The 14,507-nt window shown below is 75.3% G+C and carries 11 protein-coding genes and 1 pseudogene; 6 read left to right on the top strand and 6 right to left on the bottom strand.

Translation table 11 applies throughout. The features are described from left to right. Positions 1–12 precede the first annotated feature (12 nt). From AB0L29_RS20445 to AB0L29_RS20435, 3 genes are all read right to left on the bottom strand, one after another. Entirely contained in the window at positions 13–567 is a 555-nt protein-coding gene (locus AB0L29_RS20445; protein WP_365829052.1) for a cellulase, read from the bottom strand. Positions 568–578: 11 nt separating this feature from the next. Next, positions 579–1,085 (bottom strand): SigE family RNA polymerase sigma factor, encoded by a 507-nt coding sequence (locus AB0L29_RS20440; protein ID WP_365829214.1) that lies wholly within the window; start codon positions 1,083–1,085, stop codon positions 579–581. Positions 1,086–1,412: 327 nt separating this feature from the next. Next, positions 1,413–1,778, bottom strand: coding sequence for a DUF6479 family protein (locus AB0L29_RS20435; protein WP_365829050.1), 366 nt, complete (start codon positions 1,776–1,778; stop codon positions 1,413–1,415). A 321-nt stretch (positions 1,779–2,099) separates the two neighbouring features. On the opposite strand from AB0L29_RS20435, the gene AB0L29_RS20430 reads away from it, so the two are divergent. The 4 genes and pseudogenes from AB0L29_RS20430 to AB0L29_RS20415 all read left to right on the top strand — a co-directional run bounded on the left by AB0L29_RS20430 (position 2,100) and on the right by AB0L29_RS20415 (position 6,442). Beyond that, positions 2,100–2,474 carry a ferredoxin gene (locus AB0L29_RS20430; protein WP_365829048.1) on the top strand — a complete coding sequence of 125 codons (375 nt, stop codon included), beginning with the start codon at positions 2,100–2,102 and terminating at the stop codon, positions 2,472–2,474. 391 nt (positions 2,475–2,865) lie between these two features. Then, positions 2,866–4,397, top strand: a pseudogene (locus tag AB0L29_RS20425) (protein kinase); the annotation flags it as partial. Positions 4,398–4,549: 152 nt separating this feature from the next. Continuing rightward, a complete protein-coding gene (locus tag AB0L29_RS20420) occupies positions 4,550–6,127 on the top strand; it encodes an NAD(P)/FAD-dependent oxidoreductase (protein ID WP_365829046.1) in 1,578 nt (525 codons plus the stop codon). A 123-nt stretch (positions 6,128–6,250) separates the two neighbouring features. Beyond that, positions 6,251–6,442 carry a DUF2795 domain-containing protein gene (locus AB0L29_RS20415; RefSeq protein ID WP_365829044.1) on the top strand — a complete coding sequence of 64 codons (192 nt, stop codon included), beginning with the start codon at positions 6,251–6,253 and terminating at the stop codon, positions 6,440–6,442. 9 nt (positions 6,443–6,451) lie between these two features. Here AB0L29_RS20415 and AB0L29_RS20410 read toward each other — a convergent pair whose 3' ends face one another. Further along, positions 6,452–8,239, bottom strand: coding sequence for a serine hydrolase (locus AB0L29_RS20410; RefSeq protein WP_365829042.1), 1,788 nt, complete (start codon positions 8,237–8,239; stop codon positions 6,452–6,454). A gap of 366 nt (positions 8,240–8,605) precedes the next feature. Here AB0L29_RS20410 and AB0L29_RS20405 point away from each other — a divergent pair, with 366 nt between their 5' ends. Then, positions 8,606–10,108 (top strand): acyl-CoA synthetase, encoded by a 1,503-nt coding sequence (locus tag AB0L29_RS20405; RefSeq protein ID WP_365829040.1) that lies wholly within the window; start codon positions 8,606–8,608, stop codon positions 10,106–10,108. Positions 10,109–10,116: 8 nt separating this feature from the next. Here AB0L29_RS20405 and paaK read toward each other — a convergent pair whose 3' ends face one another. After that, positions 10,117–11,421 (bottom strand): phenylacetate--CoA ligase PaaK, encoded by a 1,305-nt coding sequence (gene paaK, locus AB0L29_RS20400; protein ID WP_365829038.1) that lies wholly within the window; start codon positions 11,419–11,421, stop codon positions 10,117–10,119. A gap of 196 nt (positions 11,422–11,617) precedes the next feature. Between paaK and AB0L29_RS20395 the strand changes: the two genes are divergently transcribed. Continuing rightward, on the top strand, positions 11,618–12,460 hold the full coding sequence (locus tag AB0L29_RS20395) for an alpha/beta hydrolase (protein WP_365829036.1): 843 nt from the start codon (positions 11,618–11,620) through the stop codon (positions 12,458–12,460). A gap of 91 nt (positions 12,461–12,551) precedes the next feature. Here the strand turns inward: AB0L29_RS20395 and AB0L29_RS20390 are convergent, their stop codons facing one another. After that, complete coding sequence (locus AB0L29_RS20390) at positions 12,552–14,330, bottom strand: sulfatase (RefSeq protein WP_365829035.1); 1,779 nt, start codon at positions 14,328–14,330, stop codon at positions 12,552–12,554. Between the last annotated feature and the right edge of the window lie 177 nt (positions 14,331–14,507).

Here is a 14,507-nt window from a genome sequence, read left to right as displayed (position 1 = left end):
CCGGCGCGGCCCCTACTCGGCCGCCTCCGCCCCGACGTCGGCCGAGGCGGAGGGCTCCTGCGTCCGCCCGGCCGGCGGCGGGGCCGTCGTCGGCGTCGGGGAGGCGGGGGGTGTGGGGGACGCGGGCGGTGCCGTCGGGGTCCGGCTCGCGGAGGCCGTCGGGGGCGGCTGGGCGGTGGCCGGATCCGTCGTGCCCGCCGGGGCCGTGCCGCCGTCACCGCCGGTGACGGCGGGCGGCGTGACCGGAGGGGGCGGGGACGTGGTCGTACCCGGGTCCGGGACCGGGGCCCGGGTGGTGGGTCCCGCGGTGACCGTGGGCGTGGGACCCGTCGCCGGCCGCGGCCCGGGATCGGCGGGCTGCGGCCGGGGGAACACGCCGGGCAGCACCGCGAGCACGACGCCGAGCCCGGCCGCCGCGGCGGCCGAGCCGCCCGCCCGCCACAGCAGCCGGACGCGGCGCCGGGCCCTGATGCCCTCGTGCAGCCGCTGCCGGTCCCGGGCCGCGAAGGGGGTGTGCTGCCGGGTGCCGCGCATCAGCTGCGCCAGCTCCCGCTCGAAGTCGTCCATGGCGTCTCCCTTCACCCCACGGTCCTGACGGTGTCGGACAGCAGCTGCCGCAGCCGGGCGACTCCGCGCGAGGCGTGGGAGCGGGCGGTGCCCACCGGGCAGCCCAGCGCCTGCGCGACCTGGGCCTCGGGCAGGTCCTCGTAGTAGCGCAGCACCACCGCGGCCCGCTGCCGCGGCGACAGCAGGGCCAGGGCGGCCTCCAGCCGCGAGCGTTCGGCCACGGTGGACGAGACGTCCCCCGGCTCGGCCCGGTCGGGCAGCTGCTCGACCGGGCGCTCGCCCCACCAGCGCCGCCGCGCCGAACGCGCCGCCATCCGCACCAGGACCTGCCGGACGTACGCCTCCGGAGCCTGCTCGGCGACCTTCGGCCAGGCGAACCAGAGCTTGACCAGGGCCTCCTGCACCAGGTCCTCGGCGCGCTGCCGGTCGCCGCCGGTGAGCAGACGCGCGACGTGGAGCAACGCCGACCACCGGGCAGCCACGAACTCGTCGAAGCCGTCTGCCCGAAACCGCGCCATCCCCACCGTCCTGCGTCTCATGGACCCCTTACACCCCTGCTAAAGACGCTGGACCCCGCCCCACGCTGCACTCCGGGCGTGTGATCCGCCTCACTCCCGTTGCCCGTGGACGGGCGCCCCGGGCCGGCCGGGGGACGGTGACGCCGTACCGGGGATGTGCCGGGCACGGCGAAGGGGCCCGAGCTGCAGCTCGGGCCCCTTCGTTCCTGCTCTGCGGCACCTGGCGCACGGGGTGCCGTGCGGGCGGTGCCGGTAAGTCCTGTACCCACCCGCCTTTCGGCTCACCGGACCGGCCGGGAGTGCCGTGCGGCGGCAGGGTGGTGCGGCTCAGCGGGCTCCGGACCCGCCGCTGCCGAAGCCGCCGCTGCTGCCCTCGTTCCAACGGGGCCGCTCCTGCGACGGGCTCGTCTGGTCGCCCATGTTGCCGTGGCCCTTCAGCTCGTGCGGCGTCAGGCGGGTGTCGCTCTTGGGCATCTCGTCGGCCTCGCGGTGCTCCTGCGTCTCACGGACCGGGCCCCCGTCCGGCATGCGGGGCTGCTCCTCGGGGCGCGGCGCCGGCGATTCCCGGCGCATCACGCGGACGCCCAGGACGAAGGCGCCCAGCAGCAGGGCCACGACCACCACACCCGCCACGATCAGTCCGACGCCGAGGGCGCCCCGGCCCGCGGCCAGCTCCATCCATGCGGTATTCATGGCACGCGAGTACCCCTGGTACCGCGTATGAACCGGCTCACCTCTCCCGCGCCGCCCCGGTCCGGGAACGGTTCGCCCCGCGGGGCGCGTCCGCCGGCTCCCCCCTGCGGCATCCACGACCGCCCCCAGGCGCCGAGGCGCCCGGCGACGTCGTGCAGGTGCCTCCCGGAGACCCGCTCGCCGAGGTCCTCGCCGCTGCGGCCGCCCCGACGCCGCCCCCGACGTCGCCTCCGACGGGTGGTCGGCGCCGGTGCCGGAAAATCGCACGCGGCCCTCGCCGGGCCCGGGTTTGACCGCAGGGGCCGCGGCTACCCGCGCGGTGTGACTTCGACGACATCCCAGCAGGAGCTGTTCCGGTTCCTGGAGGACCGCTTCGCGTGCGCCCAGGCGTGCACGGAGTGCGCGCGGGCGTGTGCCCTGCGCGCGAGCCTCGTGGATCCGGACGGGACCGAGAACCAGGAACTCGTACGACGCAAGGGCATCATGTGCGCGGAGGTGTGCGACACGACCTGCCGTGTGCTGTCCGAGCAGAACCAGGTGGACGAAGCCACCATCCGGGCGCAGGTGGAGTGGTGCCGGACGGTGTGCCTGGAGAGCGCGCACGTCTTCGACGCGCACCCGGGCGCGGAGGAGGCCGCGGCGGCGTGCCGCGCGTGCGCGCGGGTCTGCACGGACTTCCTCCAGACCCTGAGCTGACGGCTGACGGCTGGCGGCTGGCCGCTGGCGGGTGAGCGCGCGCCGTGCCGGTCCGTGGCGCGCCCCGTGCCGGTCCCGCCGCGCGGGGTGCTCCGGCGACGGCCGGCGACCCGTCGTGCGCCGCCCCGCCGCCGTCCGCCCACGAGTCGTACGGCACTCCGGCCCCCGCACCCGCACCCGCCGCCTCCCGCCGACCGCGCCTCACGGGCACCGGGGTGCACGGCGTCCCCGCAGGTCCGCGCCGACGGCTCCGGTCCGGACGCATCCCGCGTGCCATGGCCGGACCCGGCCCCGATCCACGTCCGGCACCGTACAGAACCGGGTGGCAGGCGGCCATACTGGACGGGCCAGGGGAGGGCACCTCAGACAGCGACGGGGGCGGGCGCGTCAGATGGGGGACAGCAGGCTGATCCACGGCCGGTACCGGCTGCTCGATCCGATCGGGCGCGGCGGCATGGGCGAGGTGTGGCGGGCGCGGGACGAGTCACTGGGCCGGCACGTCGCCGTCAAGTGCCTCAAGCCGCTCGCAACGCCGTACGACCGCTCCCTCGCGGGTGTGCTGCGGGAGCGGTTCCGGCGCGAGGCCCGGGTGGCCGCCGCCCTGCAGCACCGCGGGATCACCGTCGTGCACGACTTCGGCGAGTCCGACGGCCAGCTCTACCTGGTGATGGAGCTGCTGGAGGGACGAAACCTCAGCCAGCTGCTGGAGGACAACGAGCACCACCCGCTGCCCGTCGCCGAGGTCCTCGAGATCGCCGGACAGGTCGCCGCCGCCCTCGCCTACTGCCACGACCAGGGCGTCGTGCACCGCGACCTGAAGCCCGCGAACATCGTGCGGCTCGGCGACGGCACGGCGAAGATCTGCGACTTCGGCATCGCGCGCCTCGGCCACGACATCGGCTTCACCTCCCGGCTGACCGGCACCGGCATCACGATGGGCACCCCGCACTACATGTCGCCCGAGCAGATCGGCGGCGACGAGGTCGACCGGCGCAGCGACCTGTACTCGTTCGGGTGCGTGCTGTACGAGCTCGCCACCGGGGCGCCGCCGTTCGACCTCGGCGACGCGTGGGCCGTCCTCCTCGGCCACCGCGACACCCCGCCGCGACCGCTGCGCGAGCACCGTCCCGAACTGCCCGGGCACCTCGAGCGGATCATCCTGGACCTGCTGGCCAAGGAGCCGGCGGAACGCCCGCAGGACGCGCGCGAGCTGGTCCGCCGGATCGGCGCGCACCGGGCGGCCCCCGCGTACGCGCCGGCCGCGGCGGCGGCCCGGCCCGGATCCGGGGCCGTGGCCGCGGCCGGCGAAGGGCGGCTGCCGTCCTGGACGCGCGGCATGACCACCGGCCGCAAGGCGGTCGGCGCCGGCCGGCGCACCGCGCCCCCGGACCCGGCGGCCGGCCTGTCCGACGCGTGGACCGCCCGGCCCGCCACCGGACCGCCGACGGGCCCCGGACCGCACGAGCGGCCCGCCCCGCCGCCCCGCCGCCCCGGGCCCTGGCCGCCCGGCACGACGCGGGCCTGAGCCTCGGGCGGCTCGGCCGCTGGGCGGAGGCGGGGGAGCTGCACCGCGCTGTCGCCGCCGAACGCGCACACCTCCTCGGCCCGGACCACCCGGACACCCTCGCCAGCCGCTACGAGGTCGCCCTCACCCTCGGCCGCACCGGCCGCGCCGCCGACGCGCTGCGCGAGTACAAGCACGTCACCGAGGCCAGGATCCGGCTGCTCGGCCCGGACCACCCCGACACGCTCGCCGCCCGCCAGGAGATGGCGTACGTGCTCGGCCGGCTGGGCCGGTCCCGCGACGCCCACCGGGTCTACACGTCGGTGCTCGCCGCCCGCGAGCGCGCCCTCGGCCCCGGCCATCCCACCGCCCTCGCCGCCCGCACCGACGAGGCGCGCTGCCTGGCACAACTCGGCCGCGGCCCCGAAGCCACGGACCTGTACCGCCGGGTGACGACGGCCCTGCGGCGGCAACCGGTGCCGGACGGCCCTTGACCGGACGGCCCGGCCGGGGCGCGGCGGCCGGCGGGGCACCCCTGGCCGGTGCGGATCACCGCGTGCTACCAAGAACCATGACCGCACACGAGGGACCCCGGACCGGCCGGACGTACGACGCCGTCGTCGTCGGAGGAGGCCACAACGGCCTGGTCGCCGCCGCCTACCTGGCCCGCGCCGGACGCTCCGTGCTGGTGCTGGAACGGCTGGGGCACACCGGCGGCGCGGCGGTGTCGACGCGGCCGTTCGCCGGGGTCGACGCCCGGCTCTCCCGGTACTCGTACCTGGTCAGCCTGCTGCCCCGGAAGATCGTCCGGGACCTGGACCTGGACTTCCGGGTCCGCACCCGCACCGTCTCGTCCTACACGCCCGCCGAACGCGGCGGACGGCCCACCGGCCTGCTCGTCGGCGGCGGCGAGCAGCGGACCCGGGAGGCGTTCGCCCGGCTCACCGGCTCCGACCGCGAGTACCGGGCCTGGCGGCGCTTCCAAGCCCTGACCGGCCGCGTCGCCCGGCGGGTCTTCCCCACTCTCACCGAGCCGCTGCCCACCCGCGAGGAGCTGCGGCGCCGCGTCGACGACGAGGACGCCTGGCGGGCCCTGTTCGAGGAACCGATCGGGGTCGCGATCGAGGAGTGCTTCACCGACGACCTGGTGCGCGGAGTCGTCCTCACCGACGCCCTCATCGGCACCTTCGCCGACGCCCACGACCCCTCCCTCAAGCAGAACCGCTGCTTCCTCTACCACGTCATCGGCGGCGGCACCGGCGCCTGGGACGTACCGGTGGGCGGCATGGGAGCCCTCACGGACGCCCTGGCCGCCGCGGCACGCGCCGCCGGCGCCGTGATCGCCACCGGCCACGAGGCGGTCCGGATCGACACCGACGGGCGCACCGCGGAGGTCGCCTACCGCACGGCCGGCGGCCAGGGCACGGCCGTCGCGCGGCACGTCCTGGTGAACGCCTCCCCGCAGCAGCTGGCGGCCCTGACCGGCGACGATCCGCCCCCTCCCGCCGAGGGCGCCCAGCTGAAGGTGAACATGCTGCTCGAGCGGCTGCCGAGGCTGCGGGACGACTCCGTCGACCCGCGCGAGGCGTTCGCCGGGACCTTCCACGTGGCCGAGGGCTACGAGCAGCTGGCCACCGCGTACGCCCAGGCCGCCGCGGGCCGGCTGCCCGCCGCGCCGCCCTCGGAGATCTACTGCCACTCGCTCACCGACCCGACCGTCCTCGGCCCCGGCCCGACCGCCCTGGGCCACCAGACGCTCACCCTCTTCGGCCTGCACGCCCCGGCCCGGCTGTTCGCCCCGGACAACGACGCCGTACGGGAGGAACTGCTGGCGGCGACGCTCGCCCAGCTCGACGCCCACCTGGCGGAACCGCTCGCCGACTGCCTGGCGACCGACGCGGACGGGCGGCCCTGCATCGAGGCCAGGACCCCGCTCGACCTGGAGCGCGACCTATGGCTGCCCGGTGGCCACATCTTCCACCGCGACCTGGCCTGGCCCTATGCCCAGGAGGGCACCGGCCGCTGGGGCGTGGAGACCCGGCACCCGAACGTCCTGCTGTGCGGGGCGGGTGCGGTGCGCGGCGGCGGGGTGAGCGGCGTGCCCGGGCACAACGCGGCCATGGCGGTGCTGGAGGAACACGGCGCCTGAGGAACCGCGGTACCGCGCGGCCGAATGGCTGCCGCCGGGTGGGGCACTCCGTCAGAGCGAAGGCATCCGCACGACCCGGCCGCCCCCCGAGGGCGGCCTTATCACCCCCCACGGGAGGCTGCCATGGCCGACCTCAGCCCGATCGACCTGCAGAAGGCCCTCAGCGGCATGGACTACCCGACGGACAAGCAGCACCTGGTGGAGCAGGCCCGCAAGAACAAGGCCGGCGACGAGGTCGTCAGCCGCCTCGACGGTCTGAAGCAGGACCGCTTCGACGGACCGAACGAGGTGCAGAAGGCCGTCTTCAACCAGTAGGACGCCCGGCTAGTCGGCCGAGAGCGTCCAGCCCTCGGCCCGCACTCGTGCCGCGTCCGCGGGGCGCGCCTCGTCGAAGAGGACGCCGCCGGCCGCCTCCACGCGCAGGCCGTCGACGTAGGCGCCCCGGCCGACGTACAGCCGGTCCGTGCCGTACCGCCAGCGCAGGGTGAGCCGCCGGGCGGCGGGCAGGTCCGCCGTCAGCCGGTGCCACACCCGGCCCGACCAGCCGGTGACCGAGCCCGCCGGGTGCCGCCGCGGCTCCCCGTCCCGGCACGCCGTCGTGAACGGCACGGCCCGCCAGGTGGAGCCGTCGTCCGCCGTGGCCTCCAGGACCAGGACGTCGGAGCGCGGCTCGGTGTCCCACCACAGCGCGCAGCGCAGCCGGGCCCCGCCGGAGGTGTCCAGCGCGGGCAGGGCGAGGGTGGCGGTGGCGGCGTTCGCCATCCCGGAGAACCAGGCCGTGCGTCCCCGTGCCGGGCGGACCGGTACGGCGCGCGCCAGGGCGTTCGCGGCGGCCACCCGCGGCGCGGATCCGGACCGCCAGCCGCGCACCGGGTGCACGGAGTTGCCGAGCACGACCAGGAACGAGTCGGTCGTCGGGTCGAGCACCAGCGAGGTGCCCGTGAAGCCGGTGTGGCCGGCGGTGCGCGGCGTGGCCATCGCGCCCATGTACCAGTGCTGGTAGAGCTCGAAACCGAGACCGTGCTCGTCACCGGGGAAGGCGGTGTTGAAGTCGGTGAACAGCAGCTCCACCGACTCCGGCGCCAGGATGCGCGTCCGGCCGTGCACGCCCCCGTCGAGCAGCGTACGGCCGAGGACCGCCAGGTCCCACGCGCAGGAGAACACTCCCGCGTGGCCCGCGACGCCGCCGAGGCTGAAGGCGTTCTCGTCGTGCACCTCGCCCCACACCAGTCCCCGGTCCAGGCCGGACCACGGTGCGCGCGCGTCCTCCGTCGCCGCGATCCGCGCCCTCCAGGAGGCGGGCGGGTTGTAGCGGGTGCGGCGCAGCCCGAGCGGGCCGGTGATCCCGTCGCGCAGGAGGACGTCCAGGGTGCGGCCCGTGATCCGCTCCAGGACGAGCTGGAGCGAGATCAGGTTGAGGTCCGAGTAGAGGTAGGCGGTGCCCGGCGGGGCGACGGGTGCCTCGTCGAGGACGAGCCGGATCCTCCCCTCGTACGTCGGCGCCTTGTACAGCGGGATCCAGGCGCGCAGCCCCGAGGTGTGGGTGAGCAGGTGACGGACGGTCACGTCCTGCTTGCCCGCGCGGCCGAAGCCGGGCAGGTACGACGCGACCGGCGCCCGGAGCTCCAGCCGGCCCCGCTCCATCTGCTGCACCGCGAGGAGCGAGGTGAACAGCTTCGACACCGACGCCAGGTCGAAGACGGTGTCCCTGGTCATGGGGATCTGCCGGTCGGGCGGGAACTCGACGCCGGTGTCGGTCCTCTCGTCGTACGCCCGGTAGCGCACCGCCATGCCGATGGGCTCGTGCAGCGCCACGGTGCCGCCGCGGCCGGCGAGCAGGACGGCGCCGGCGTACCAGGGGTGCTCGGGGGAGGGGCCGAGGAACGCCTCGGCGTCGGTGACGAGCCGGCGCAGGGGGGCGGCCAGGAGCCCGGCGCGCTCGGGGGAGCCGTACCGGAGAGTGGGTCCGCCCGCCCGGTCCGCGGCGGCGGCCGGCCCGGCCGGCCAGGGCGCCAGGGCCAGTGCTCCGCCCAGGACCAGGGCGCTCCTGCCTAAGTGGCGGCGGGTCGGCCCGCCGGCCGTCGTCGCCCTGTCTGCCGCGCCTTCGGTCATCGTGGATCCCTCCGCCGAGCCGCCCGGACGTCCCCGGAAGCATGTCCGCCGTACCGGCCCGCGAATCTGACGCGGTGTCGGAGGATTCCCTCCGTCGTCCCGGGGGATCCGCCGCCCCGTGCCCCGCCGCCGCTCGCGCACCCGGACCACCCCCGCCCCGGGCGAGGCCGTCACGTCCTCGCCCCCACGCCCGGGGACCTGGTGCCGCCGGGAACGGGGACGCGCCGGCCGTCGCGCACCGCGCACCGGTGCTCGCCGGGCCGTGCGAGGGGCGGTGCGCCGGCCCGGTCGCGTCGCGCGCCCCGCGGCGGCGGGGAGGCGGACGCGTCTTGACCTCCCCGCCCGGCGAACCCAGGATCGTCTGTCATGACGATGCCCGGGCACGGCAGCACGGTGGACACGGTGGTGCGGCGCAGCGCCCGGCGCACCCCGGCGCGGGTCGCGGTCGAGTACGGCGACCGTTCCTGGACGTACGGCGAGCTCGACACCGCCGTCTCCCGCGCGGCGAGCGTCCTCCTCGACCAGGGGCTGTCCCCGGGCGACCGGGTCGGTGCCTACGGCCGCAACTCCGACGCCTACCTGATCGGCTTCCTCGCCTGCGCCCGCGCGGGCCTGGTGCACGTGCCGGTCAACCAGCACCTGACCGGCGACGACCTCGCCTACGTCGTCGGCCAGTCCGGCAGCTCCCTGGTCCTCGCCGACCCGGACCTCGCCGCCCGGCTCCCCGGCGGAACACGGACCTTCGCCCTGCGCGACACCGCCGACTGCCTGCTGACGCGGCTGGCCGGGGCACCCGTGCACGAAGGGCCCGGACCGCGCGCCGAGGATCTGGTGCAGCTGCTGTACACCTCCGGCACGACCGCCCTGCCCAAGGGCGCGATGATGACGCACCGCGCCCTGGTCCACGCGTACCTGAGCGCCGTCACCGCCCTCGACCTCGGCGCCGGGGACCGGCCCGCGCACGCGCTGCCGCTGTACCACTCGGCGCAGCTGCACGTCTTCCTGCTGCCGTACCTCGCGGTCGGCGCGACCAACGTCATCCTGGACGCCCCCGACGGCGACCGGCTCCTCGACCTGGTCGAGGCGGGCCGCGTGGACAGCCTGTTCGCCCCGCCCACCGTGTGGATCGCCCTGTCGAACCGCCCCGACTTCGCCACCCGCGACCTGAGCGGCCTGCGCAAGGCGTACTACGGGGCGTCGGTCATGCCGGTGCCCGTCCTGGAGCGGCTGACACGACGGCTGCCGGGGCTGGCGTTCTACAACTGCTTCGGGCAGAGCGAGATCGGTCCGCTGGCCATGGTCCTGGCCCCCGACGAGCACGAGGGGCGCATGGACTCGTGCGGCCGGCCGGTGCTGTTCGTGGACGCCCGGGTGGTCGACGAGGACGGCGAGGACGTCCCCGACGGGACACCCGGGGAGATCGTCTACCGCTCACCGCAGTTGTGCCAGGGGTACTGGGACAAGCCCGAGGAGACCGCCGAGGCCTTCCGCGACGGCTGGTTCCGCTCGGGGGACCTCGCGGTGCGGGACGCGCACGGCTACTTCACCGTCGTCGACCGTGTGAAGGACGTCATCAACTCCGGCGGGGTCCTGGTCGCCTCCCGCCAGGTCGAGGACGCGCTGTACACGCACGAGGCCGTCGCCGAGGCCGCCGTGATCGGTCTGCCCGACGAGCGGTGGATCGAGGCCGTCACGGCGGTCGTCGTCCCGCGCGGAGAGGTCACCGAGGCCGGTCTGATCGCCCACGTCCGCGAGCGGCTCGCCCCCTTCAAGGCGCCGAAGCGGGTGGTGTTCGTCGACGCGCTGCCCCGCAACGCCGCCGGCAAGATCCTCAAACGGGAACTGCGGGAGCGGTTCGCACAGGGGTGAGGCCCAGGTCACCGGTCCTGGCGCGGACGCAGGTCCACGATCCGCCGGATCTTCCCCACCGACCGCTCCAGCGACTCCGGATCGACGATCTCGACGTCGACCGACACCCCGATGCCGTCCTTCACGGCCGCCCGGATCGACCGCGCGGCCGCCTCCCGCACCTCCGGCCCGGCGCCGGGCCGTGCCTCCGCCCGCACGGTCAGGGCGTCCAGCCGGCCCTCCCGGGTCAGACGCAGCTGGAAGTGGGGCGCGACGCCCGGCGTGCGCAGCACGATCTCCTCGACCTGGGTGGGGAAGAGGTTCACCCCGCGCAGGATCACCATGTCGTCGCTGCGGCCGGTGACCTTCTCCATCCGGCGGAACACCCGGGCCGTGCCCGGCAGCAGCCGGGTCAGGTCCCGCGTGCGGTACCGGATCACGGGCATGGCCTCCTTGGTGAGCGAGGTGAGGACCAGTTCCCCCTTCTCGCCCTCCGGCAGCACCTCGCCGGTGACCGGGTCGACGACCTCGGGGAAGAAGTGGTCCTCCCAGATGTGCAGTCCGTCCTTGGTCTCCACGCACTCCTGTGCGACACCCGGGCCCATCACCTCCGACAGCCCGTATATGTCGACCGCGTCGATCGCGCACCGCTCCTCGATCTCGCCCCGCATCCGCTCGGTCCACGGCTCGGCGCCGAAGATCCCCACGCGCAGCGAGGTGCGGCGCGGGTCGACGCCCTGCCGTTCGAACTCGTCGAGCAGCGTCAGCATGTACGACGGCGTCACCATGATGACGTCCGGCTCCAGGTCCCGGATCAGCTGCACCTGGCGGGCGGTCATGCCGCCGGACGCCGGGACCACCGTGCAGCCGAGCCGTTCCGCGCCGTAGTGCGCGCCCAGCCCACCGGTGAACAGGCCGTAGCCGTACGCCACGTGCACCGTGTCCCCGGGCCGGCCGCCCGCCGCCCGGATCGAGCGCGCCACCAGGTCGGCCCACACGGACAGGTCGTTGTCGGTGTAGCCGACCACCGTGGGGCGACCGGTGGTGCCGCTGGAGGCGTGGATGCGGCGCACCCGGTCGCGCGGCACGGCGAACATGCCGTACGGATAGGTCTCGCGCAGGTCGGCCTTCGTGGTGAGGGGGAAGCGGGCCAGGTCGGCGAGCGAACGGCAGTCCTCGGGACGCACGCCCGCCGTGTCGAAGGACCGCCGGTAGAACGGCACGTTCTCGTAGGCGTGCCGCAGCGCGCCCCGCAGGCGCTCCAGCTGGAGCGCCTGCAGCGCGTCCACGTCGAGCCGTTCCCCCGCATCCAGCAGATCCGCCGTCTCCGCCATGAGGACCTCCCTCGCCTACCGCGTCAATCCGGACGACCGATCATTCGGTCGATCTGTCGGGGATCAGTAATCCAGGCCACGGCCTCCCAGACAAGAGCCGGGCCCGCACTTTTCCGGCGCGCCGCCGCACCGCCGGCCCGCCCGCCGCGGCACAACCCCGTTGCGGCCGGACGCCGCGACACCCGAGGATCGGCGCATGCCGACTTTCAGTGCCTGGGACGGGACCGAGCTCGCCTACCACCTGCGGGGCGACGGCGAACCCCTGGTCGTGCTGCCCGGAGGGCCCATGCGGGCTTCCGGGTACCTCGGGGAGCTGGGCGGGCTGAGCGCCCACCGCCGGCTCGTGCTGCTCGACCTGCGCGGCACGGGGGAGTCCGCCGTGCCGGCGGATCCGGCGACGTACCGCTGCGACCGGCTCGTCGACGACGTCGAGGCGCTGCGCGGCCACCTCGGACTGGAGCGGATGGACGTCCTCGCGCACTCCGCGGGCGGAAGCCTCGCCATGCGGTACGCCGCCCGGTACCCGGCGCGCGTGGGCCGGCTGGCGCTGGTCACCGCCACACCGTGGGCGCTGGGCCTGCCGGCGACGGCCGGGCACCGGCTGGCGGCGGCGCGGGCGAGGAAGGACGAGCCGTGGTTCCCGGCGGCCTTCCCGGCCTTCGAGGCGTGGCTCGCGGGGACCGGCGGCTTCGATCCGGTGTTCGTCCCCTTCTTCTACGGACGCTGGGACGACGCCGCCCGCGCGCACGACGCCCGCGCCGAGGAGGAGTGCAACGACGAGGCCGCCGACGTGTACGGCTCCGAGGGCGCCTACGACCCTCCCGCGACCCGGGCCGCGCTCGCCCGGCTCACCTCCCCGGTCCTCGTCCTCGCCGGTGAACTGGACGGAGGCCCGAGCCCGGAGCTGGCGCGCCGCGCCGCCGAGGTGTTCCCGCACGCCGAGTTCGCGGTCCAGCCCGGCGCGGGCCACTACCCGTGGCTGGACGACCCGGCATGGTTCGTCCGGCGGATCGCGGCCTTCCTCGCGGAGGCCCGCTGACCCCTTCCGCCGCCGGCGGCCCCGCCGCCACCGCGCCCGGCCGTGGAGACACGACCACGCTTCCCCGGGGCCGTGGACGAATCCCCGCGCTCTAGGCGCGGGGCCCGTACGCCGTCATGAACCGGTCGCGGAACTCGTCCATGCCCCACCGCGGCGCGTCCCCGGCCGGTTTGAGCCCTTCGGTCCAGCCCCAGCCGGAGACCCGGTCCAGCACCTTGTCGTCGTGGGCGACGATGGTGACCGGCACGTCCTTGCCGGTGTCCCCGGCGGTGACGGTGGGGACCGGCTGGTGGTCGCCCAGGAAGACCAGGACCGTGTCCTCGTCGCCGTAGCGCTCGACCCACTCGGTCAGACTCCGCAGCGAGTACTCGATGGCACGCCGGTACTCGGTGCGCACCCGCTCCGGGTCCTTCCAGACCTCCTTCGGGTCGGTGCCCTCCTTCTTGATCCGGTGGAACACCGAGCCGTCACCGAGGTCCTCCCAGTCCACCATGCGCGCGATGGGCGACCAGGGGTTGTGGCTGGAGGCGAGGATGATCTCCGCCATGATCGGCTCACGGTCCTTCCTGCCGTGCTCCAGGCGCTCGAAGGCCTCCAGGCTGAACTGGTCGGGCACGGGCGTCCAGCTGAAGTACGGGCCGTGGTAGCCGAGGTGCTCGGAGTCGTAGATGTGGTCGAGGCCGAAGTACTTCCCCTCCGGCCAGGCGCGCCGCACGCCCGGCACGATGCCGACGGTGCGCCAGGCGCCCGTCTTGCGGAAGTAGTTGGTCAGCGTCATGCGGTCGCTGGTGGTCAGGCTGCGGTACCGCTGCTGGTTCTTGATCCACAGGCCGGACAGGAAGGTGGAGTGCGCGAGCCAGCTCCCGGCGCCCGTCACCGGTGACTTCAGCCAGCCGCTGCGCGAGCCGAAACCGGCCGCCTTCAGGGAACGCGTGCCCTCCCGGAGGACCGCGTCGGTCTGCTTCGCCATCGCCGGGTCGTCGATCGCGACCCGGCCGTAGCTCTCGATGAAGGTGAACAGGACGTCCTTGCCGCGCAGCCCGGTCAGCAACCGGTCCGGCGGGGTGGTGGCGAAGGCGTCGACGGCGGCCTGCTTCTCGAAGACCCTCGCGTCCCGCAGCCCGGCGCGCACCTGCTCCACGCGGTTGCCGACGAACTCGGCGTTGCCCTTGGTGGCGACCGGTACACCGGCCGTCACCTGCACGCCCAGGGTGACGCAGGTGATCCACGCGGTGCCGAGGACCAGCGTCGTCCGGGCGGCCACGGGACGGTGGCGGACCATCAGGTCCGTCAGCCGCGCCATCGCGAGCGTCATGAGGACCAGCAGGGCGGCGAACAGCACGATCACGCCGGCCACGGCGAGCACCTGCCCGGTGCGGCCGAACGACTCCCGCAGGAAGTCCGTCGCGTAACCGAGCAGGATCCAGTCCAGGACCAGGTCGAAGGGCCGGGCCAGCACCTGGTAGAAGCCCATGTCGACGAACTTCAGCACCGTGAGCAGGCCGAGGAGCACGCCCGAGACCACCGCCGTGACGCGCCGGGGCCTCGGCGGCAGCGCCAGCAGCAGGCCCGCGAGCAGGACCCCCTCGGCGGGGATGCGCAGGAACGCGCCGGGGGTGAGCCGTTCCAGCCGGTTCGGCACGAGCAGCGCGAAGAGCACCAGCGCGCCGGCCAGGACGGTCGTCCCGACGGTGACCCCGCGCGCCGTACGGGGGTGGCGGCGGCGCCAGCCGAACCAGCCGGGCGGGCCGGACGCCTCCGCCCGGCCCGTCTCCTCGGCGGCCTCCTCGCCCGTGACGCCGCCGCCGCCCGTGTCCGCCCCGGCCTCGGTGGTGTCCGGCAGTTGACGGGAGCGAGTGAAGAGCGGCACCCGGTGGTCCTTCCGTGCGGTCGTGCGATGGCATGGCGAACAGGACCCGGTCACCGGGCCTGCCACCACCAGTACGTCCGCGCCCGGCCCCCGGTTCAATCGCGGCGGCGCGGGTTTCCCGCGTCCACCGCCCCGCCGGGAACTTCGGGGCGGCCGGCGGGCCCCGGCCCCGGACTC

It is taken from the genome of Streptomyces sp. NPDC052701 (assembly GCF_040678355.1).
Classification (GTDB): Bacteria; Actinomycetota; Actinomycetes; order Streptomycetales; family Streptomycetaceae; genus Streptomyces.
This window is presented reverse-complemented; position numbering and strand designations above follow the sequence as displayed.